This is a genomic window from Rhodanobacter glycinis (assembly GCF_900114325.1).
Classification (GTDB): Bacteria; Pseudomonadota; Gammaproteobacteria; order Xanthomonadales; family Rhodanobacteraceae; genus Rhodanobacter_A; species Rhodanobacter_A glycinis.
The window spans coordinates 178363-200193 of record NZ_FOSR01000005.1 but is presented as its reverse complement, the minus strand read 5'-3'; the positions used below and the strand labels follow the sequence as shown (position 1 = coordinate 200193).

The following is a 21831-nucleotide window of genomic DNA, read 5'->3' as shown; positions in this document are numbered from 1 at the left end:
AGGAGACGTGATCCGATGCTGCAAGCCCATGTTCCGCCGCACGCTGACCCCGGCAACGTCACGCCCGAGCCGGCACGCGCGGGCATCGACGTGCAGATCAACGGCGAGCATTTCCACCACACCGGCGACCCGGACATGCCGCTGCTGTGGTACCTGCGCGACGTGCTGAAACTGGATGGCACCCGCTACGGCGGCGAGCATGGCGAAGGTGGCGCCGACCTGGTGCTGGTCAACGGCAAGGCACGCTCGGCCATCACCCTGCCCATGCACAAGCTGACCGGCCACCCGATCACCACGGTGGAAGGCCTGGCCCAGGCCGATGGTTCGCTGCATCCGCTGCAGCAAGCCTTTGTCGACGAGGACGCGATCGGCTGCGGCTATTGCACCTCCGGCTGGCTGATCGCCTCGATGGACTTGCTGCACCGCCATCGCGACCCCAGCGACAGCGATATCGACACCTTGCCCAACCTGTGCCGCTGCGGCTGCCAGACGCGCGTGCGCCGTGCGATCAAGCGTGCGGCCGCGGCGATGAAGGGAGCCAAGGCATGAGCGAGCAGATCGCACTTTCGCGCCGCGGCTTCCTCAAGGTGCTGGCCGGCGCTGCCGGCGCGCTGGTGGTGGGCGTACCGTTCGCCGCCATGGCCGACGCACCGATTCCCCCGGGGTTCCTGGGCGACACGCTGTACGGCATGGGCACCTATGTGCGCATCGACACCGATGGCAACGTGGTGATCGGCGCACGCGATCCCGACACCGGCACCGGCGTGGCCACCTCGCTGCCGCGCATCATCGCCGACGAACTCGATGCCGACTGGAGCCGCGTCAGCGTGGTGTCGCTCGGCCTCGGCGTGACCAACAACAACGGCGCACCGAGCTGGACCTATGGCCACCAACTCGGCGGTACCGGCAGCTCGATTCCCGCCGCCTGGAACGACCTGCGCCAGGCCGGCGCGCTCGCGCGCTGGCTGCTGCTGCAGGCCGGCGCCCAGACGCTCGGTGTGTCCGCCGACCGCCTGCGTTGCGAGAAAGGCATGGTGATCGCACCGGACGGTCGCCGCGTCGGTTATGGCGCGCTGGCCACCGCCGCCGCGCAGATCAGCCCGCCGAAAAACCCGCCGGCACCGAAGACGCCCGACCGCTACACGCTGATCGGCCAACCCGCCGGCGACGTCGACGCACGCCGCATCGTCGCCGGACAAACCCCGTACACGCTCGACCACCACTTCGGCGACGCGGTGGTCGCGGTGCTCGCGCACTGCCCCTGGCGCGACGGCCAACTCAAGAGCATCGACACCACTGCTACCTTGGCCGTGAAAGGCGTGCAGAAGGTGGTGCAGCTCAAGCCCGATCCGAAACGCCCACCGGGCCAGACGCCGATCGCCCCGGCCGTGGCCGTGGTTGCCGACAGCACCTGGGCCGCGCTGCAAGGCCGCCGCCAACTCAAGATCGAATGGCAGCCCGGCCCCAGCGGCAGCGAAAGCAGCGCCGCGCTGGAGCAACAAGCCGCTGCCCTGCTCGACAGCAAGGCCTCTGCCGACAAGACACCGCCGACTACCCGCGTACGCGACGACGGCGACGTGGACAAGGCCGGCAAGCATGCCGCGCGCCGGCTGGAAGCCACCTATCACCAGCCGTGGCTGGCCCACGCCACCGCCGAGACGATGTGCTGCATGGCGCGCATCGACAAGGACCACGCCCACCTGATCGTGCCCACCCAGGCACCGCAGCGCGCGTGGGCCGTGGTGCAATCACTCACCGGCCTCACACCCGACCAGATCGAGATCAACGTGCCGCGCGTCGGCGGTGGTTACGGCCGCCGGCTCGACCACGACTACGTGGCCGAAGCGGTGATCGTGGCCAAGTCCGTCAACAAGCCGGTGCGCCTGTTGTGGACGCGCGACGAGGACATGTCGCACGACTGGTATCGCCCGGCCAGCACACACCGCATCAGTGCCGTCATCGACCACCATCGCCACGTCATCGCCTGGGACCAGAAGCTCGCCAGCGCCTCCGCGCTTGTGGGCCGCGGCGTACCGGACGACCGGCTGTGGACGAGCGAACTGGAAGCCGGCCAGATTCCCGCCGGCCTCGTCCCCAACTACCGCAGCGATTGGTACAACCTGGCCAGCGCGCTGCCGCGCGGCCCGCACCGCGGCATGCCGCAACTCACCAACGCCTTCGCGGTGGAAAGCTTCATCGACGAACTGGCCCACCTGCTGCGCGAAAACCCGCTGGACACCAAGCTGCGCCTGCTTGGTGAAGCGCGGCAGGTTCCGCTGCAAGGCGGCGGCACGCTGGACATCGGCCGGCTGCGCAACGTGTTGTCGCTGGTCGCCGATCGCATCGACTGGAAGCAGAACTGGCTGCGCAGCGTCAACGGCCTCGGCATCGCCTGCTGGCACATCGGCGGCGCCTACGTGGCGCACGCGGTCGAAGTCTCGCTCAAGGGCAACACGCTGGGCATCGAACGCGCCGTGTGCGCGGTGGACGTCGGCCGCGTCATCAATCCCAAGGGCCTGGAAGGCCAGATCGCCGGCGCCACGCTCGACGCGCTCGGCACCGCGCTCAACCTGGCCATCACCTTCAAGAACGGCCAGCCCCAGCAGCACGACTGGAAGGACTACCCACTGGCCAGCATGGCGCAGTTGCCCGACGACGTGGAAGTGATCACCGTCCCCGGCGACAACCGCCCACCCACCGGCGCCAGTTTCCTGGCCATGCCCAGCGCCGCCCCCGCCCTCGCCAACGCGGTCTTCCGCGTCAGCGCCGTGCGCGTACGGCGGCTGCCGCTGATGAAGGAACTGTTGCGCTTGCTGTGATTCGCGCGGTCATGGCTGCGGCAACTCATTCCGGCACAAGCCCACCGCTGTCCGGAATAAATCCATGCGATCACAGCGCCGCCTCAAGCGCGAAAGAATCGGCGTTGGGGCACGACCTCGAAACCGCCATTCGCGCATAGCCTGCTCGCAGGCGATGCCCTGAGCACGGCATTCGAATGGCCCGCAAAGCATCGTGATCGGAATCGTTCCGACGCAAGGGCATGCGCTCACCACGGAAAGATGTCGAACAGGCTCTAATGAAACTGGTCGCTGGCCGGCACCCACGAACTGCCGGAGCTTGCCGGCAGGCTCACCGGCCGCTTCGGCGTCAGCTCGGTATCGCAGCCAGGCGGAAGTGGGCCACCGGCGACACGCGCTTCGGCACACTGCACGCGATTGTTCAACTGCACCGGTGCGGGTGGCGCGACGGTGCTGGCGGGCGGCGCGATCTTCGGAATCGAACTGTTGAGCGTGGGCTGGTTGAGCTTCTTGTAGATTTTCGAATTCAGCGGCGCCGCCGGTGGATCGGGATTGCCGCAGCCGAGCATCAGCACCGGCAATAGCGGCATCGCCACGCATTTGACGCGCACACCGCGCGGCAGGTGGAAGGTGTGGCTGACGGTGGTCTTCTCCACCGCATGGCGCAAGGCGGTGTCGATCGAGCTTTCGCCCTCGGGCGTCCAGTACTTGTCGAAACGGGTGGGCTGGTAGTGAATGCCGGTGGTGCGGTGATGCATGATCTTGGTGTCGCCATGCGGCAACAACTGGATGTAGGTGCCGTCGGGACTGCCTTGCATGCCGTGGCCCTGCGAACCGGTCACGTGGCCCTGCCCCGCCGTGGTCGAGGCGAGATCGCCGGCCCGCGTGGTGGCGGACGGCGGCACCGTCCGCGTCGTGCCCTGCGGTTGACCCGGCGTGGCGGTGTCGCTGCCTTGCGGCGTGGCATCGGGCGCGCTGCTGACATCCTGTCCCGCCGGAGCCGGCGATGAGGATTCCGAGGTCTTCTGCGCGGTTGGCGCAGCAGCCATCTCGGGTGTCGTCGCAGGTGTCGGCGCCGACTTGGACGGAGCTTCGGTGGCGGCCTTCGACGCGGGCGCCAGCTCGGCTGCGGGCGTCGGCAGCTTGGCCGGCGTGATGTCGACCTTCGCCACCGGCGGCTGGATCGCCAACTGGGCCGGCGGCACCACCGACGGCAGGAAGGTGACCGAAGGCGCCTGCACGCGCGGCGTAGCCGGGGCCGCTTCGGCCGGGGGCAGCGGCACGGCGGCAAGCTGGGCCGGCGCCACATGGATGGTTGGCGACTGGATCTGCGGCTGCTCGCGTGCGACGACCGGACTCGGCTCCTTCAGCGTCGATTGCAGATTCACCGTGGGCGCAGCCGGCGCGGACAACGGCACGGCTTCCATCTCCGGCGCCGGCGGCGCAGCGGATACGTCAGCGCGGGTCACCGCCGTCACGGCCGGCGGCGTGGCGATAGTCGGCACGACCTTGTCCATGGCGATGGCAGGCGCCTGGATGGTCGGAGCCGATTGCGCAGGCAGCGCCGGCATCGCCAACGATGGCGGTGGCGGCATCGCCCGCGTACCTTCGGCTTGCGCCTTGCGCACCGGCTCGGGCTGGAAGCGCGGCGGGACCGGCTTGATCGCCTGGGGCGCCTGCAAGGTGACGGCGGGCGGCGGCGGACTGACCGCGATGGGCTGCAACTGCGGCGCCGGGGCCGGGGCGGGCTTGGGCACGCTTACCGGCGGCAAGGGCGCGGCGACGATTTTCGGCGCCGGCGCACTCGGCACCGGTTTCACCGCAATCACTGGACGATCGATCGGTGGCGCCGGCACCGCGGGCAGCGGCTGGGCCGACGGGGCCGTCATCGCACTCTGCCGGCGCGCGGGTGTGACGCGGTGCGCCGGGGTGGCCTGCGCCACGTGTCCGTGATGGACCGGTCCGTGCCGCTTCGGCGGCGTGCCGCGCACCGGCGGCGGGGGCGGCGGTTCGGGTTTGTTGTCGATCAGGCGCACATGCAGCACACCCAGCGGTTCGGACGGCAACGCATCGGGTTGGTAAGCCGGGCCGAGGATGGCACCGAACAGGAAGATCAGGTGCACCAGCAACGTGCCGACCAGACCCGCGATGCGCAACCCGCGTTCGCGCGGCTTCTCGCGCAGCTGGTTGCGGTAGACGATCGCCCGCAGCGCCGCCTCGCGCGGCGATTCGATCGTCACGCGGGCGGGCGGCCAGTCAGATTGGCGCAGAGGCGGCAGCGGCATGCAGCGCAGTGTAGCGGGCGCGGCGGGATTTCTTGTGCCCGCGCCACGTATCCAAGTGAGGATCTGAACCATCAGCTTCTTGCTTGTCATTCCAGCGGCTCTCAACGGCCGAAGGGCCGGTCAAGCTGGAATCCAGCGTCCTTGCATTCAAGAGATTACAGTCACTGGATCCAAGCTTTCGCTCACTGCTGTCCGAAATATTCCTGGGATGTCCTTCAAGAGTGACTACCCGCGCCGCTTGCGCGAGATGCAACAAGGGGACGACTCCATTTCTGGCAGCGACCACCTCTCCGGCTCGTCATCCCGGCGCAGGCCGGGATCCAGTAGCGATCACGCCTGTCCAAGCCATACGGCTACTGGATGACCAGACAGCCGTCTGTTGAAAGGCGCCTCCGGCCTGCGCCGGAATGACGAGCGAGGGTGCGGTATCGGTACAAGTCATGCGGAACCACAGGGTTCAAAATTATTCCGGACAGCAGTGAGCTTTCGCCGGGATGACGGGCAAAATCAGAGGCGTCCTAATGACCGGACGATTGACGCTCGCGTTCGCGCATCTGGGCGTCCACCGCACGACTGGGGGTATCCACTGGGCAACCGTAGGGCAGCGGCTTGTTGGCACGGTAGATCGCGATGCACTGATCGACACTGGGTGGCTTGGGTGCGTGTGGCGATTTGGTCAACGGCGCGGGTGCCATGCTCAGGCGTTCATCGCCGTCGTTGGGCGGCGGCGGCGCGGGCGGATCGCCGCCACAACCGGCCGGCAGGATGAACAACACCGTGGAACAGTGGATACGCACGCCCTTGGGCAGGTGGATGGTGCCGGTCTTGGTGGTCTTTTCGATGACCTTGCGCAGCGCGGTATCCACCGAGCTTTCGCCCGGTGGCGGAAAGTACTGTGCGAAACGCGTGTCCGTGCCGCGGTACTTGTCGCCGGCATCGTGTCGCAATATCTGTTTGTCGCCACCTTGCAGCACGCCGGATCGATAGGCTGGGATCGCCGCGCTGGCCGCCGTGGCCGGTGCCACGCGCACCGCGCCGTCGGGCCGGTACAACTGCGGCGGCGAGGCGGCGGGCAGGCTGACGGTCATCGCATGCTTGTCGAGCGGTTCGCGGGTGACGCGGGCCGGCGGCCGGGCTTTCGACGCGGGTGACCCCAGCGCGGGCAACGCCGGCGGAGGCGGTACCGCCGTGGGCGAAGGTGCAGGTGCGCTGGTGATGAACCGCACCTGCAACACGTCGTCTGCCCGCACAGAGGTCGCCGGCAAGGCATGCGGCCGCATCTCGTACCAGGTCAACGCACCGAACAGTGCATGCAGCAGCACCGTGAGCGCCAGCACGCCCCACAGGCGGCGGCGGTCGCGCGGCGGCTCGCGCCAGCGCAACTCGTGCAGCAGCGCGCGGGTGTCGCCGTCCAGCGGCGCCAGCCCGCGCGTGGCGTCTGCGGCTGGCGAAGCCCAGCGGTGATGTTCGACCTGGTCGGGGTGTTCGATGACTCGTCCTCGTCATGTCCGGTGGTGCGCCGAATGCGGCGCCCATGGTCCGCGCTATCACAGACCATGGCATACCCGCCCGGGTTCCGCCCCGCAGTGCAGCTTGACCGGGCCCGTCGATGGCACAAGTCTATGCAGACGGCGCGAAGACAGTGTCTGACGCCGTATCCCGCCATGACCGCCCCTCGCGTCCCGCGCCCCGGACGACCATGACGGCCCGCCATGCAGAAGCCTGTTCGCAGGCCGGTTGCCGCCACGCGCGGCCTCGTGCGGCGCCGATCATGCCGACACGACCCCGCGCTCCGGAAAACCCGTTCCAGAGGAGGGTCGCATCGTGTCGTACACCACGGAAAGCATCCGCAACATCGCCATGACCGGCCATTCCGGCACCGGCAAGACCACGCTGTTCGAAGCCTTGCTGCACGCCGGAGGCACGATCCAGGTGCAGGGCTCGATCGAGCGCGGCACCACCCAGTCGGATACCGACGCGCAGGAGAAGGCACGCGGCCACTCCATCGACAGTTGCATCGCCGGCATCGACCACGGCGGCTGCCACATCAATCTGATCGACACCGCCGGCTACCACGATTTCCGCGGCGGCACGCTGTCCGCGCTTGCCGCGGTGGAGACCGCGATGGTGGTGGTGAATGCCATCAACGGCATCGAGCACGGCACGCGACGCATGATGGAACATGCGCGCGAACGCGGGCTGGCGCGCGTGCTGGTGGTGAACAAGATCGACTTCGAAGGCGCCCGGCTTGGCACGCTGGTGGAAAAGCTGCGCGAAGCGTTCGGTGCCGAATGCCTGCCGGTAAACCTGCCCGCGCAAGGCGGCAAGCGGGTACTCGACTGCTTCTTCCACACCAGCGGCGCCACCGATTTCTCCACGCTGGCCGAGGCGCACCAGCAGATCCTCGACCAGGTGGTGGAGATCGACGAGGCGACGATGGGCGCCTATCTCGACAAGGGTGAATCCGCACTCGGCCCCAGGCAATTGCACGACGCGTTCGAGCAATGCCTGCGCGAAGGCCATCTGGTGCCGATCTGTTTCCTCAGCGCGCGCAACGGCACCGGCGTGGCCGAATTGCTGGAGCTGATCGAGCGCATGCTGCCGCATCCCGGCGAAGGCAATGCACCACCGTTCCGGAACGCAGACAACACCCCGATCGCCGTCAGCGGCGCGGCCGACGATCACGTCATCGCCGACGTGTTCAAGATCATCAACGATCCATTCGTGGGCAAGCTCGGCATTTTCCGGGTCTGGCAAGGCACGGTGCGGCGCGACTCGCAACTGTTCGTCGACGACGTGCACAAGCCGTTCAAGGTGGGCCATCTGTTCCGCATGAACGCGAAGGCGCACGAAGAGATCGAGCACGCGATTCCGGGCGATATCGCTGCCGTGGCCAAGGTGGAAGACATCCACTTCGACGCGGTGCTGCACGACTCGCACGATGAGGACCGCATCCACCTGGCCCCGCTGCGCTTCCCGCAGCCGATGTTCGGCCTGGCCCTGGAACCGAAGCATAAAGGCCAGGAACAAAAGCTGTCGCTGGCGCTGCTGCGGCTGTCCGAGGAAGACCCCTGCCTGCGCGTGGAACATCACAAGGAACTCAACGAGACGGTGGTGCGCGGCCTGTCCGACCTGCACCTGAAAACCGTGCTGGAGCGCATGAAGGAGCGCTACGGCGTGGAGGTGACCACGCACCCGCCGCGCATCGCCTACCGCGAGACCATCGCCAGCCAGGCCGAAGGCCATTACCGCCACAAGAAGCAGACCGGTGGTGCCGGCCAGTTCGGCGAAGTGTTCCTGCGCGTGGAACCGCTGGAGCGCGGTACCGGCTTCGAGTTCGTCGACGCGGTGAAGGGCGGCGTGATTCCCGGCCAGTTCCTGCCCTCCGTCGAGAAGGGCGTGCGCCAGGCGATGGATGCCGGCGCGGTGGCCGGCTATCCGATGCAGGACCTGCGCGTGACGGTGTACGACGGCAAGCACCACCCGGTGGACTCGAAGGAAGTCGCCTTCGTCAGCGCCGGCCGCAAGGCCTTCCTCGACGCGGTGGTCAAGGCGCGGCCGATCGTGCTCGAACCCATCGTGGACATGGAGGTATCGATTCCCGAAACCAGCGTGGGCGACGTCACTGGCGGCCTGGCCGGCAAACGCGCGCGCATCCTGGGCACCGATGCGCAACACGGCGGCGAGCTGCTGCTCAAGGCCCAGGCGCCGCTGGCCGAACTCATCGACTACGCCACCGAACTGAAATCCATGACCGGCGGCCGCGGCCGCTACAGCCTCGACCTCAGCCACTACGAGCCGGTGCCGGCCCCGGTGCAGAAACAGCTGAGCGAGGCATGGCGACCACGCGCCGACGAAGATTGATACCCGCGGCGAGAGCGACCGGTAGGAGCCCGCTCGCGGGCGATGCTCTTGCTCTGGCGCTTCCCGAAACGGAAAGCAAGAGCATCGCCCGCCAGCGGGCTCCTACCGAAGGCTGTGCGCTCATCGCGGATGGATACCGAACCGGCCCTTCCACCACGGAAACCGCCGCTGCCGCTACCATCGTTTGCAACGACGCCGCCCACGGAGCAGACGATGACTGAACAGTTCGACCTGCTGGTGGTCGGGGGCGGCATCAACGGCGCCAGCATCGCGCGTGATGCGGCCGGGCGCGGGCTGTCGGTCTGCCTGTGCGAACGCGACGATCTGGCCGCGCATACCTCCAGCGCCAGCACCAAGCTCATTCACGGCGGCCTGCGCTACCTGGAGCAGTTCGAGTTCGCGCTGGTCGGCAAGGCGCTGGCCGAGCGCGAGGTGATGCTGAAGACCGCGCCGCACATCATCTGGCCGCTGCGCTTCGTACTGCCGCACCAGTCGCATCTGCGTCCGGCATGGATGATCCGGCTGGGCCTGTTTCTGTACGATCACCTCGGCGGTGGCCGCCGCACCCTGCCCGGCTCGCGCCGCGTCTCGCTGCGCAAGCATGTGGCGGGACCCGCGTTGCGCGACGAGTTCCACACCGGCTTCGTCTACTCCGATGCCTGGGTGCAGGACGCGCGGCTGGTGGTGCTGAACGCGATGGATGCGCGCGACCGTGGCGCGACCATCCTCACGCATACGCGTTGCATCAGCGCACGGCGCGATGGCGATGGCTGGAACGCCCAGCTGCAATCATCAAAGGGCGAATCCACTTCCGTGCGCGCCAGGGCCCTGGTCAATGCCACCGGCCCGTGGGCCGTGCAATTCCTCGACCAGGTCGCCAGCGTCGGCCACGATCACACGTTGCGCCTGGTGAAAGGCAGCCACATCGTGGTGCCGCGACTGTTCGAGCACGACCACGCCTACATCTTCCAGCAGCCGGATCGGCGCATCGTGTTCGCCATTCCCTACGAGCACGACTTCACCCTGATCGGCACCACCGACGTCGACTATCACGCCGACCCCGCCGCCCCGCACATCGACGGCGTGGAAACGCGCTACCTGTGCGAGGCCGCCAACCGCTATTTCAAGCGCAACATCACCCCCGCTGACGTGGTGTGGAACTACAGCGGCGTGCGCCCTTTGCTGGAAGACGAAGAGGACAACGCCTCGGAAGTCAGTCGCGACTACCTGCTGGAACTCGACACGCACGGCGCGCCGTTGCTCAACGTGTTCGGCGGCAAGCTGACCACGGCGCGCAAACTGGCCGAGGAAGCGCTGGATCGCCTGTCACCCCTGCTGCCGGTGACGTCAGCGGCGTGGACGGCCAAGGGCCATCCGCTGCCCGGCGGCGAACGCCACGATATCGACGGGTATCAGCGCGAACTGCAGCAAGCCCATCCATGGTTGCCGCCAGCGCTGGCATGGCGCCTGGCACACAGCTACGGCACCCGTAGCGCGCAGATTCTCGGCAAGGCGCGCAATCTCGACGAGCTTGGCCCGTGTTTCGGCGCCGACCTGTACCAGGCCGAGGTGGATTACCTGCGCGAGCAGGAGTGGGCCATCGACACCACCGATGTGCTCTGGCGCCGCAGCAAACTCGGCCTGCAGGTTGGCGACGACGACGTGGCGCGACTCAAGGCCTATCTCGAACAGGCCGATCTCGCGAAGGCCGAGGCGTGCATGTCGTGACCATCCGACGGCAATCGGTGACGACATGCCTGTGCTGCACTCTCTGCAGCGCACATGCGCACGGCCACCCTCGACTCTCACGGAAACGGCGGCATGGATAAATCCTGCATCCTGGCGATCGACCAGGGCACCACCAGCTCGCGCGCGATGCTGTTCGATCGCGCCGGCCGCATCATCGGCGTGGCACAGCGCGAGTTCGGACAGATCTTCCCGCAGCCGGGCTGGGTCGAACACAACCCGCGCGAAATCATGACCAGCGTGCTGACCACCATCACCGAGGTGATGGCCAACGCCCAGGTCGACGCACGCGCCATCGCCGGCATCGGCATCACCAACCAGCGCGAAACCACGGTGGTCTGGGACAAAGCCACCGGCCAGCCGATTCACAACGCCATCGTGTGGCAGTCGCGGCAGACCCGCGAGATTTGCGACCGGCTCAAGGCCGACGGCTTCGACCCGATGGTGCGCGCCAAGACCGGCCTGCTGATCGACGCCTACTTCTCCGGCACCAAGGTGAAGTGGATACTCGACCATGTGGACGGTGCACGCGCACGCGCCGAACGCGGCGAGCTGCTGTTCGGCACCATCGACACCTGGCTGATCTGGAACCTCACCGGCGGCAAGGCCCACGTCACCGATCCCAGCAACGCCTCGCGCACGCTGATGTACGACATCCACGCGCAATGCTGGGACGATGAGCTGCTGGCCATGCTCGACGTGCCACGCGCGATGCTGCCGGAAGTACGTTCCAGCAGCGAGATCTACGGCACCACGCTGGGCCGGCATTTCTTCGGCCACGAAGTCCCCATCGCCGGCGTGGCCGGCGACCAGCAAGCCGCGCTGTTCGGCCAGGCCTGCTTCGAGCCGGGCATGGCCAAGAACACCTACGGCACCGGTTGCTTCCTGCTGATGAATACCGGCGACAAGGCTGTCGTCTCGAAAAACGGCTTGCTAACCACCATCGCGTGGGGGCTCGATGAAAAAGTGGAATACGCGCTGGAAGGCAGCGTCTTCGTCGCCGGCTCGGTGATCCAGTGGCTGCGCGACGGCCTGGGACTGCTGGACACCGCCGCCGACTCACAGGCCTGCGCCGAGCGCGTCGACGACAACGGCGGCGTCTACGTGGTGCCCGCCTTCGTCGGTCTGGGCGCGCCGTACTGGCGCAGCGACGTGCGCGGTGCGGTGTTCGGACTCACCCGCGGCACCGGCCGCGACCACCTGGTGCGCGCCGCGCTGGAATCGATGGCCTACCAGACCCGCGACGTGCTGGCCGCGATGGAAAACGACGCCGGTATCCGCCTGAAGGAGCTGCGCGCCGATGGCGGCGCCATCGCCAACGATTTCCTTGGCCAGTTCCAGAGCGACATTCTGGGCGTGCCGGTGCTGCGCCCGCAGGTCGCCGAAACCACCGCCCTGGGCGCCGCCTGCCTGGCCGGCCTGGCCACCGGCTTCTGGTCCAGCCGCGGGGAGATTGCCCGGCAATGGGCGATCGATCGCCGCTTCGAGCCGTCGATGCCGGCGCAGCGACGCGAGGCGCTGTGCGCCGGCTGGCGGCAGGCGGTGCAGGCCACGCTGGGGTTTCGGGTGTGAAAGCGGCAGCATCCGGCTGGCGCATCGCTGTCCGCCTGGGGGATATGCGATGATCGATCACCTGCTCCGCCAGTGCGCCGGGTGCGGAGCTCACGTTCCGAACAAGGGAGAAACAAGGCCATGAGGCAGTCCATCCTGCTTGCCGCGACAATGTGCCTGCTGCTGCCTGCAACGGCCATTCCGGCTCACGCCGACCCGGCCGACACCACCTCGCCGCCTGCGCCCATCGCCCATGCGGGTAGCGTGCCGCCGCCACGCGTCACCCCCAAACTCCAGGGCGTTCTCGATGCCATGGATCATGCTTCCACCTGGGGACATCCAGACCTGTTCGGCCAGTTCGCCGGCATGCGCAACCTGTTTGCAGGCAATTACGCCAAGGCGTTGAAGTACTTCAAGTACGGCGCACGCTACGCCGACAAGCTGTCGCAATTGAGCATCGGCATGATGTATATGAACGGCCGCGGCGTTGCCAGGGATCCCGTCATGGCATGCGCCTGGATGACGCTTGCATCCGAGCGGCACTACCCCACCTTCGTACGCGCCCGTGATGCGGTCTGCAACAGCCTTTCCGGCGCACAGGCCGACGCGGCAAGAACGCAGCTGGAGGCGCTTTCGCGCACCTATGGCGACGCTATCGCCAAGCCGCGGATGAAACAGGCGCTGCTGGACGCCAGGCGCGGGGTTACCGGCTCGCATACCGGTTTCGACTTCGGTATCCGGACGGTTGCCGCAACGCCACTGGATCGACCGAACTGCAATGGCATATCGCTGTTCCTGGGCGGCATGGAAGTACCCCGGGAAGGCTGCGGCACTTACGATCCGGCGCTGCTGGATCCGCGCAATTACTTTGCCGCACGGGATGCCCAGTGGTACGGCACGGTGACGATCGGCACGCTGCAGAAAACCAGTGCGCCCGCCCTCCATGCGCCAGCCAGCGGAACGCCTCACGCTGACAGCAGCCGATGATGCCGGCCACGCAAGCCAGGGTACCGCTTGCGGCCGTGCCGTGACGCACGGCCTTGCAGCTAACGCTTGGGCTTGAGCAGCGTACCCGTGCAGTTCGGCGCGCCGCACAGGCACTTCCACAGCTTTTTCAACCGCGCCGTGTGCGGCACGTCCAAGGTGATGCCGTAGTCGTAGGTGAGCTCCTCGCCCGGCTTGATTGCACGGATCGCCTCGATCACCACCTTGTCCTTGCGCGGGTCGCCGCTGGTGCTTTCCTCGACCAGCGCGCGGCAGTTCGGCGCGCAGCTGTGGTTGATCCAGCGCGCGGTATTGCCCTTGCGGTTGGCGTCGATCAGGTAGTGCTCGTTCAGCGTGAACAGGAAGGTGTGGCCGGTTTCGCCGCCGTCGCCGTACATCTCGTCGGCTTCGTCGTGGGTCATCAGCGTGCCCTTGTACTCGATGACTTCCTCGCCCTTCCTGATCGGGGCGACGGCGAAAACGCCATTGCCGTGGATGGGCGAGCGACGGGCGGCGATGCGACGGGTCATGGTGTTCAACGCTGACTGAGAGGGACCTAGCATCATGCCCGCAGCCCGTCCGGATGGGAACCGTCCACGTTCCCGGCATTGACGCGCGCCGCGGCTCCCGCCAAGATTCAAACAATCGTTTGAGGCCTATCCATGAAACGACTGCTTCGCTGCATCGCCCTTGTCGCACTGGCCGCCGGCCTGGCCGCCTGCGGACCGCCGCGCAAGAGCGTGTTTCCGCCCACCGTCACCATCCAGCAGATGAGCGTGCGCCCCGACGGGCAATGGCACCTGGTCCTGCGCATCCAGAACAACAGCTACACCGGCATGACCTTCCATTCGATCGACGGCACCTTGCAGGTGGCCGACGGCATCCCGGTGCGCTTGCATGCCGACTTCAAGCGCGACATCCCGGCGCTTTCCGGCGACGTGACCACGCTCGACATCCTGCCCACCCCGGCCATGGCCAAGGCACTCGCCGCCGTCGCCGCCAAGGGCAGCGCCGGCTCGCTGGCCTACCGCATCAGCGGCAGCACCAATGCCACGCCCGAGCGGGAAAAAGAGACGAAGGAAAAGCCGCGCGATTTCGACTTCCATGGCAACGACTGGCTCTCGCCGGTACCGGGCATTCCCAATACTTACCGCTGAACACGCAGCACACCGAAGGAAACCGACATGACCCTCTACAAGGCTCCGCTTGACGACCAGCGCTTCGCCCTCTTCGACGTGCTCGGCGCCGAAGCCATCCTGACCCGGCTGCAAGGTGGCAGCGAGCACACGCGCGACCTGCTCGACGCGGTGCTGGAGGAGGCCGGCAAGCTCAGCGAACAGGTGCTCGCGCCGACCAATGGCCCGGGCGACGCGGAAGGTTGCCACTACGACAAGGCCACCCAGACGGTGACCACGCCGAAGGGCTTCAAGGAAGCCTTCAACGCCTTCGCCGAGGGCGGCTGGGCCGGCCTCACCGCGAAGGAGAAGTTCGGCGGACAGGCCTTGCCGGGCGTCATCGGCACCGCCACCACCGAGCTGATCCAGAGCGGCAACCTGGCGTGGAGCCTGTACCCGCTGCTGTCCGAAGGCGCCTGCCACGCGATGGAGCTTCACGGCACCGAGGAGCAGCAGAACAACTACATGAAGCCGATCGTCGAAGGCCGCTGGACCGGCACCATGTGTCTGACCGAACCGCAGGCCGGCTCCGACCTCGGCCTGCTGAAGACCCGCGCCGAGCCGAACGCCGACGGCAGCTACGCCATCACCGGCACCAAGATTTTCATCAGCGCCGGCGAACACGACCTGGCCGAGAACATCGTGCACCTGGTGCTGGCGCGCCTGCCCGATGCGCCGGCCGGCAGCCGCGGCATTTCCATGTTCATCGTGCCGAAGTTCAAGCTGAATGCGGACGGTTCGTTGGGCGCACGCAACGGCGCCGCCGCCGGCGCCATCGAGCACAAGATGGGCATCCACGCCTGCTCCACCTGCGTGATGAACTTCGACGGCGCCGAGGGCTACCTGATCGGCAAACCGCACAAGGGTCTGGCCGCGATGTTCACCATGATGAATGCCGCGCGCCTCTCCGTCGGCGTGCAGGGTCTGGCGCTGGCCGAACGCGCGTGGCAGAACAGCCTGAACTACGCGCGCGAGCGCCTGCAGGGTCGCGCCCTGTCCGGCGCCAAGTTCCCCGACAAGGTTGCCGACAACCTGCTGGTGCAGCCGGACGTGCGGCGCATGCTGCTGACCCAGCGCGCTTTCGTGGAAGGTTCCCGCGCGCTGCTGCTGTACACCGCGCTGCAGACCGACATCGAGTCGCGCAGCGGTGACGAGGCCGAGCGCAAGCAGGCCGGCGAACTGGTCGCCTTCATGATCCCGATTGCCAAGGGCGTGGTCACCGAACTGGCGCAGGAGTGCACCAAGGAAGCGCTGCAGGTGTACGGCGGCCACGGCTTCATCGCCGAAAACGGCATGGAACAGTTCGTGCGCGATGCCCGCATCATCACCTTGTACGAAGGCACCACCGGCATCCAGGCTGCCGATCTGCTGGGCCGCAAAATCCTCCAGTTGCAAGGCGTGGGCTTCAAGCATTTCCTGGAAGAGATCAGCGCGTTCTGCAAGCAGCACGCCGCGGACGACGCGCTGCGCACGCTGATCGGCCCGCTGGCCATCGCCACCAAGCAGTGGGGCGACCTCACCCTGAAACTGGCGCAACGCGTGCAGGCCAACCCGGAAGAGCTCGGCGCCGCCGCCGTGGATTACCTGTGGTTCTCCGGCTACGTCACCCTCGCCTACTTCTGGGCGCGCAGCGTCGCCGCCGCCGAAGCCAGTACGCAGTCTGCCGCGTTCAAGCAGGCCAAGCGCGACACCGCCGCGTTCTACTTCGCCCGCATCCTGCCGCGCACGCTGATGCACCAGGCCGCGATCGAAGCCGGCGTCGCCACGTTGCCTGCCATCGACTGAGTCTTCGTACTCACGTGATGCAAAGCAAACGCCCGGGCCATGCCCGGGCGTTTGCTTGTGCGCGATAGCTTCGCGCAGTGCTGCCCGTCGTTAGCGACGCGCCAACAGGTGAACCCCGGTGACACATGCTCCGGTCATGACGTGCCAAGCAGTGTTTGCAACATCGCCTGCTGTTCGAGCAGGGTCAGGTCGATGGCCAGCAATTGGATGCGCTGGTCCAGCCACTCCGTTTTCAGCTTCACTTCGTCCAGACCCGATATGTCTCCATGCAACGAGGCAGCGCCCGAGGCTTCGACTGCCTTCGCTGCAGTCGTCACGCTCCGCGCGAGCTGGTCGTGCTGTCGCTGGAGCCACTTCTGGCCTTGCAGGATGTGCTCGATATCGGCATGGGCGTCGGTCAGGCGAATGGCATATGCATCGTGCAACTTCTGGCGTGTCGCCTTTTCGATCGCGATGTTGCCCCGGTTTCGGTTGAAGACCGGCAGCGTTATCGAGAGCTGAAATCCGCGCGTACTGATGGCGTCGGTATCACGTGCCCGCACGAAGCCGACGGTGATGGCGGGAAACTGCTGCCAGATGGCCTGGCGGTAGCGCGCATCCTGGCTCGCATATCCGGCCTGAAGTGCGCGCAGATCGGGACGCCGGCGCGGAAGCGCGGCAAGATCACGGGCGATTTCCGCCGCGCTGATTCGCGGAATCGTGGCTGGCCCGATCAGCTGCAACTGCGCACCGGGCGACAAGCCCAGCAACGCATCCAGAGCCTGGTGCGTCGCCAGCACCTTGAGTTCCATATCGGAACGACGCGTCTGTACCGCCTGCACGGTCAGCTGATCGGCATTCACGGATGCCAGTGATACGTCGCCGCGGCGATTCGCTTCAAGCAATTCGGCGTGACCATGCTCGACCAGCGCTGACTCGGCGCGCAGCAAATCGAGCATTTTCTGCTGATACCAACTGCGCAGAAACAACTGGCGCGATGTGCCGATGACTTGCCATTCCTTCCATAACAGACTCAGGTCGACCTCGCGCGCGGCTGCGTGCGCTGCGCGCTTGCCGAGGGAATGGGTCAGCAACGCACTGAGGTTTCCGGACAGGCCCGCGCTATAGGAGCTGCTTGGCGCGGAGCTGCTGGTGGGATATCCACGAGAGAAATCCAATACCGGATCGGGCAGCAAGCCAGCGGCAAATGCCTGCGCGCTGACGATGCCACGATCATCGCGCGCAAGTTTCAATTGAGGGTTGTTGGCCACCGCCAGCATGGCGACATCCGTCATGTCCAGGCCTCGGCCCGGATCGAACACGTGTGGATGCAGGAACGGCAACGACAAACTCGCTGCATCGACCTTGATACTCGCCGGGTTATCCGGGGCCTGTGCCTGCGTCGCCAGCGGCAGCGGCTGGTAAGTGGCGCAACCGGCGCACATCAGCGCCATGGCGATGACGCCCATGAAGCGCTTCATGACGCGCGCCCCCAACGCAGATACAGCGCCGGCAGCAGATTGGTGGACAGCAACGCACTCCACAGCACGCCTCCGAGCACCACTATGGCCAATCCTTGTTCCGGTGCCGCACCGGCCCCGAAACCCAATGCCGTGGGCAGCATGCCGAGCGCTGCCGTCAAGGTAGTCAGCACGATCGGGCGAAGGCGCTCGCGGACGGCACGACGCACCGCATCGTGCGGCGCCATGCCTTGCTTCTCGTGGGCACGCACATACGCCAGCAACACGATGCCGTGATTCAAGCTGACGCCGACGAGGGTGAGCAGGCCGATCAAGCCGGTGGCATTGAGCCCCACGCCGGAGATGGCGAGCGCCAACGCCCCGCCGGTAAAAGCGAGCGGTGCCTGCAGCAACAGGATGAGCGGCAGGCGCAGGCCACCGAACTGCAACGCAAGAATGCCCAGCGTGAGAAACAATGCCACCAGCACCGCCGCCCCCATGGCCTCGGCGGTGTGGATGAGTTCGGGATACATGCCGCCGAACGTGATGCGATAGCCGGGCGGCAGGTGCAAACCGCGCAAGGCCGCCCTGGCGTGTGCAATGGTGCTGCCGAGCGGCCCCAGCGGCGTGGCCATGATCGTCAGGGCTCGCTCGCCATCGAAGTGTTCAATCTGGTTGGGTTGTGCCTGCAACTGCAGTGTCGCCACGTGCGACAGTGGTACGGGTCCCTGCTGCGTGGAGATCGGCTCGCGCCCCAGTTGCGAGAAATCCAGATAGGGCGCATCCGCCTGGCGCAGATACAGGTCAAGATGGCTTGCACCGTCAGGCATGCTTGCCAGCACCCTGCCACTCAGCAGCAAATTGAGTTGATTGCCGAGATCGGCCGGGGTGAGCTGCAAGCTGCGCAGCACCTGAGTGCGCGGGCTGATCTGCAGTTGGGTGACCGGATAGGCATCATCGTTGAAGACATCGGCAAGCGCAGGCACCTTCCTCAATCTTGTTGCAACGGACTCGGACACATGACGCAGGGTATCGATGTGGTTGCCGAAGATCGTGATCTCGAACGGTTGTGGCAACCCTGACAGGCTCTCGCCCACACGTTCGATGGTTGGCGTGTCGATGCTTTGCACAACCCCGGGCTGACGCGCGACATCGCGCAAGTGAGCGGACAGCTGATCAAGGCTGTTCGCATTGACGTTGGCCTTGAGCACTATCTGGATTTCTCCGGCGAAACTTTGCTCCGTATAAGCCGTGTCATCGGCCGAGCCGATACGCGCGAACACATGGGCGACAGCCGGATCTGCCTGCAGTGCAGCACTCATTCGTTTCGAGGCGATGATGGCTTCATCCAGCGATGTGCCAGGCGCCAACGTGAAGCTGTCCAGCAATACGCCTTCGTTGGGCAGTGGCAGGAAGTTCACCGGAATGATCGCCAGCACGGCCACGGCGATGATGAAAACGATGGCCGTGGCGAGCAGGCTCGTACCGGGACGGCGCAAGGTGAGGTCGAGCAGCTTTTCATTTCCGCGGGCCAGCCAGTCCAGGAAACGCTGGCCGCTGGCGAAGCGGTGCCCGGTGTAATCGCCACGTCGCCCGAGCACCAGCGGAACGAGCGTCAGCGAGACCACCAGCGATACAAGCAGCGCCAGGCTCATGGTCAACGCGAACGGGCGCATGAAAAGCCCGGCCAATCCGGTGACCGCCAGCAACGGCAGATAGGCGGCCACCGTCGTCAGCGTGCCGGTGGTGTCGGCCAGGGCAATATCCGTCACGCCGGCCTGCACCCCGTCCCAGCCGGCAGAGCCGCGTTCCCAGCGATGCTGGATCGCCTCCAGCACGATGATGCCGTCATCAACCAGCAGTCCCACGGCAAGCGTCAACGCACCCAACGTGAGCAGGTTGAGGCTTTGCCCAAGGGCATACAGCCCGCCGATGGTCAGCAGCACGACGGTCGGAATGCTCAATGCCAGCACGCCCACGCCATGATGGCGTCCCAGCAGCCACACCAACACGAGAATGGCGAGCGCTCCGCCGATCAACAGGTTTCGGGTCAGGTCGACGCCGATCACCGAAACCAGGTGCGATTGACGATAGACGGGCACCCATTGCACACCGCGGGGCAACTGGTCCTGCAGCGACGCCAGCGTGCGCGCAACGGCCGCATCGACGGGAATCGTGGAGGCATCCGGCTGTTTGAAGACGATCAACGCAAGGCCGGGTTGTCCGTCGACCTGCAGACCGTAATGAACATCCGGTGGCGTGTTCACCACCCTGGCCAGTGCGCTCACGGGAACCGGGCCACCCGGTGCCGGCACCGGAATGGCCAGCACATCGCGCGCATCCAGCGGCAAATGGCGGACCTCGACCAGTACGTCCTGATGCCCTGCCACGAGGCGGCCGGCGGGTGATAGCACGGCCGCACCACTGATGGCGCGGGCCAGCGCATCCACCCCCACATGATGCTGAATCAGCGCAGCGGGGTCAGGCTGGATCCACAGCGTCGGAGGGCCCGCCCCGAACAGTTCCACGCGCTGGACACCCGGCAATGCGCGCAGTGTCGGCAGCACGCGCGTGCGAATGGCGTCCTCGGCCTGCCACGCAGGAACATCGGGCGGAAGCTTCACGCCGTAATCGGCGACCTCGTTCACCGCGTTGCCCATGATCTCGGCATACGGCGCCACGCTGGGCGGCAGGCTGGAACGCGCGCGATCAATGGCGCTGTAGACCGCTTGCAGATCAAGCTGCGAATTGCTGCCCTGGGTGAAGCGCGCGGTGAATTGCACCGTGCCCTGGGCAATCGTCGCATGCAAGGTTTGCAGGTCTTGCAAGCCCATCAATTGCCCTTCCAGGGGGCGCGCGACCAGCGATTCCATTTCGAGCGTGGCGTAACCGGGGGCGTGAACGACCACACTGACCTGTGGAAAATCAAACCGTGGCAAGACCTCCGCAGGAATGCGCCAAAGCGCATAGACGCCATAGGCCAGCAGCATGCCAAACAGCATGAGCCACAACAGCGGTCGCCGCAGGAAAGTCAGCCACTGCATCAGTCGGGCGGCGTGTATTGGGCCGCGAAATTGCGGTGATAAAGCAGGTAAGCCTCGCGCACCACAACCGGAACGCCCGGCCGAAGGCCCGTTGTAATCACGACATCGGTGCCTTGGGCAGGTCCTGGTACCACTGGCTGTCGCGCCAGCTTTCCGCTTGTATCGGTCAATACATACCATTTGCCGGCATCGAGAATCAGCGCGCTTGCGGGAACGGCGACCGCAGCACGCGGCGGACCGCTCATGACCAGATCTCCCGTATCCCCTGCTTGCCAGGCAGCCGGAGAAATCGCCGCGAAGTCCAGAATGCGCGCACCATCGGCGGCACGTGCCGGCAATTCAGCCACCAGGTGAACGGTTTGCGTCGCTGCGCCACCCGTCGGGGTGAAATGCGCCGTGATGGTCGAAGGAATGGGCGCGGCGTCGAAGTATTCCGCCCTGAGCCAGAGTTGCCCACGCGGCAACAGCGTCACCACGGGCGCGCCTGCCGACAAATCCGCTCCGGACGCGACACTGACTTCACTGACCACGGCGGCCAGCGGGCTGCTCACGGTTTTTTGCGCACGCAACGTCGCCAGAGCGGCTTGCGCTGCGACGAGCCGGCTTTGCGCAGCAGCCAGTGCGGACTGTGCCGATCCGAGTGCCTGACGGTTGGTTACAAGCGGATACGTGCGCGCCGCCGATCCCGCCGTATTCCGCGCCGCCGTCAATTCGCCCTGTGCGGCACGCAGGCGCGCACGTGCCGCCGCCAGCTCACCGTCGAGTTGAGGGCCGCCGAAGCTCACCAGTGGTTCACCCGCGGCCACTACCTGCCCTGGAGTCACATGCACGCTCGACACACGCGCCGGCACGGTACTGCGAAGCACCAGCGGAGCAATCGATTCCACCTGCGCCCAAGCGTGCGTTTCCGGCTGGTAGCTCACCGCGCGTGCCGGTAGCGTCACGGGATGCGCCATGACGGGTGCGACCGCGCCGAATAACAACAGGGCTCTCAGCAGCATGGACGAATAAACCTCACACCACAGTCTTGCGGGTTGAAACCCGTTCGGGGTTGAGTATAGGGATTCAGGGCAAACACCACCCCATCAATTCGATGACATATCCGATATTCGGGATGCCGCCATAAGGAGTGACTGTTTCCGCCAGCGGCAGCAGTGAAG

14 protein-coding genes are annotated in these 21831 nt (G+C 66.4%); 8 read left to right on the top strand and 6 right to left on the bottom strand.

Annotated features, from left to right (window positions below):
• Positions 1–15 precede the first annotated feature (15 nt).
• Both BMY90_RS07745 and BMY90_RS07740 read left to right on the top strand, forming a co-directional pair.
• The gene (locus BMY90_RS07745; protein WP_008210437.1) at positions 16–549 is read left to right on the top strand and encodes a (2Fe-2S)-binding protein; all 534 of its coding nucleotides are present in this window, start codon (positions 16–18) and stop codon (positions 547–549) included.
• The gene (locus BMY90_RS07740; protein ID WP_092702980.1) at positions 546–2819 is read left to right on the top strand and encodes a xanthine dehydrogenase family protein molybdopterin-binding subunit; all 2274 of its coding nucleotides are present in this window, start codon (positions 546–548) and stop codon (positions 2817–2819) included. Before BMY90_RS07745 ends, BMY90_RS07740 begins: the two co-directional genes overlap by 4 nt.
• Positions 2820–3073: 254 nt before the next feature.
• Here the strand turns inward: BMY90_RS07740 and BMY90_RS07735 are convergent, their stop codons facing one another.
• Positions 3074–5083 carry a hypothetical protein gene (locus BMY90_RS07735; RefSeq protein ID WP_245734980.1) on the bottom strand — a complete coding sequence of 670 codons (2010 nt, stop codon included), beginning with the start codon at positions 5081–5083 and terminating at the stop codon, positions 3074–3076.
• Between the two features lie 518 nt (positions 5084–5601).
• Entirely contained in the window at positions 5602–6465 is an 864-nt protein-coding gene (locus tag BMY90_RS07730; RefSeq protein WP_245734979.1) for a hypothetical protein, read from the bottom strand.
• A gap of 442 nt (positions 6466–6907) precedes the next feature.
• Here BMY90_RS07730 and fusA point away from each other — a divergent pair, with 442 nt between their 5' ends.
• The 4 genes from fusA (at position 6908) to BMY90_RS07710 (ending at position 13231) form a co-directional block, all read left to right on the top strand.
• Positions 6908–8947: an elongation factor G gene (gene fusA / locus BMY90_RS07725; RefSeq protein ID WP_092703069.1), complete on the top strand. Its 2040-nt coding sequence runs from the start codon at positions 6908–6910 to the stop codon at positions 8945–8947.
• 213 nt (positions 8948–9160) lie between these two features.
• Positions 9161–10675, top strand: a complete 1515-nt coding sequence (glpD, locus tag BMY90_RS07720) for a glycerol-3-phosphate dehydrogenase (RefSeq protein WP_092702976.1) — start codon at positions 9161–9163, stop codon at positions 10673–10675.
• Between the two features lie 93 nt (positions 10676–10768).
• On the top strand, positions 10769–12265 hold the full coding sequence (glpK, locus tag BMY90_RS07715; protein WP_092703067.1) for a glycerol kinase GlpK: 1497 nt from the start codon (positions 10769–10771) through the stop codon (positions 12263–12265).
• 150 nt (positions 12266–12415) lie between these two features.
• Positions 12416–13231: an SEL1-like repeat protein gene (locus BMY90_RS07710; RefSeq protein WP_217638560.1), complete on the top strand. Its 816-nt coding sequence runs from the start codon at positions 12416–12418 to the stop codon at positions 13229–13231.
• A 59-nt stretch (positions 13232–13290) separates the two neighbouring features.
• On the opposite strand, the gene BMY90_RS07705 is transcribed toward BMY90_RS07710, so the two are convergent.
• Positions 13291–13758 carry an SET domain-containing protein gene (locus BMY90_RS07705; RefSeq protein WP_092703065.1) on the bottom strand — a complete coding sequence of 156 codons (468 nt, stop codon included), beginning with the start codon at positions 13756–13758 and terminating at the stop codon, positions 13291–13293.
• A 132-nt stretch (positions 13759–13890) separates the two neighbouring features.
• Between BMY90_RS07705 and BMY90_RS07700 the strand changes: the two genes are divergently transcribed.
• Entirely contained in the window at positions 13891–14385 is a 495-nt protein-coding gene (locus BMY90_RS07700) for a hypothetical protein (RefSeq protein WP_008208540.1), read from the top strand.
• A gap of 27 nt (positions 14386–14412) precedes the next feature.
• Positions 14413–16188, top strand: a complete 1776-nt coding sequence (locus tag BMY90_RS07695; protein ID WP_092702974.1) for an acyl-CoA dehydrogenase C-terminal domain-containing protein — start codon at positions 14413–14415, stop codon at positions 16186–16188.
• Positions 16189–16322: 134 nt separating this feature from the next.
• Here the strand turns inward: BMY90_RS07695 and BMY90_RS07690 are convergent, their stop codons facing one another.
• From BMY90_RS07690 to BMY90_RS07680, 3 genes are read right to left on the bottom strand one after another with little or no spacing between them, the layout of a single operon-like run.
• The gene (locus tag BMY90_RS07690; protein WP_008208536.1) at positions 16323–17648 is read right to left on the bottom strand and encodes a TolC family protein; all 1326 of its coding nucleotides are present in this window, start codon (positions 17646–17648) and stop codon (positions 16323–16325) included.
• Positions 17645–20671: an efflux RND transporter permease subunit gene (locus BMY90_RS07685; protein ID WP_092702972.1), complete on the bottom strand. Its 3027-nt coding sequence runs from the start codon at positions 20669–20671 to the stop codon at positions 17645–17647. The genes BMY90_RS07690 and BMY90_RS07685 overlap by 4 nt, the downstream gene beginning before the upstream one ends.
• Positions 20671–21672, bottom strand: coding sequence for an efflux RND transporter periplasmic adaptor subunit (locus BMY90_RS07680; protein ID WP_008208532.1), 1002 nt, complete (start codon positions 21670–21672; stop codon positions 20671–20673). The genes BMY90_RS07685 and BMY90_RS07680 overlap by 1 nt, the downstream gene beginning before the upstream one ends.
• Positions 21673–21831 lie beyond the last annotated feature (159 nt).

What these genes read in the sequence shown, in the direction of transcription:
- BMY90_RS07745 (WP_008210437.1), top strand. Translation starts at nt 16, where the DNA reads ATGCTGCAAGCCCATGTTCCGCCGCACGCTGACCCCGGCAACGTCACG.
- BMY90_RS07740 (WP_092702980.1), top strand. Translation starts at nt 546, where the DNA reads ATGAGCGAGCAGATCGCACTTTCGCGCCGCGGCTTCCTCAAGGTGCTG.
- BMY90_RS07735 (WP_245734980.1), bottom strand. Translation starts at nt 5,083, where the DNA reads ATGCCGCTGCCGCCTCTGCGCCAATCTGACTGGCCGCCCGCCCGCGTG.
- glpD (WP_092702976.1), top strand. Translation starts at nt 9,161, where the DNA reads ATGACTGAACAGTTCGACCTGCTGGTGGTCGGGGGCGGCATCAACGGC.
- glpK (WP_092703067.1), top strand. Translation starts at nt 10,769, where the DNA reads ATGGATAAATCCTGCATCCTGGCGATCGACCAGGGCACCACCAGCTCG.
- BMY90_RS07710 (WP_217638560.1), top strand. Translation starts at nt 12,416, where the DNA reads ATGTGCCTGCTGCTGCCTGCAACGGCCATTCCGGCTCACGCCGACCCG.
- BMY90_RS07705 (WP_092703065.1), bottom strand. Translation starts at nt 13,758, where the DNA reads ATGACCCGTCGCATCGCCGCCCGTCGCTCGCCCATCCACGGCAATGGC.
- BMY90_RS07700 (WP_008208540.1), top strand. Translation starts at nt 13,891, where the DNA reads ATGAAACGACTGCTTCGCTGCATCGCCCTTGTCGCACTGGCCGCCGGC.
- BMY90_RS07695 (WP_092702974.1), top strand. Translation starts at nt 14,413, where the DNA reads ATGACCCTCTACAAGGCTCCGCTTGACGACCAGCGCTTCGCCCTCTTC.
- BMY90_RS07690 (WP_008208536.1), bottom strand. Translation starts at nt 17,648, where the DNA reads ATGAAGCGCTTCATGGGCGTCATCGCCATGGCGCTGATGTGCGCCGGT.
- BMY90_RS07685 (WP_092702972.1), bottom strand. Translation starts at nt 20,671, where the DNA reads ATGCAGTGGCTGACTTTCCTGCGGCGACCGCTGTTGTGGCTCATGCTG.
- BMY90_RS07680 (WP_008208532.1), bottom strand. Translation starts at nt 21,672, where the DNA reads ATGCTGCTGAGAGCCCTGTTGTTATTCGGCGCGGTCGCACCCGTCATG.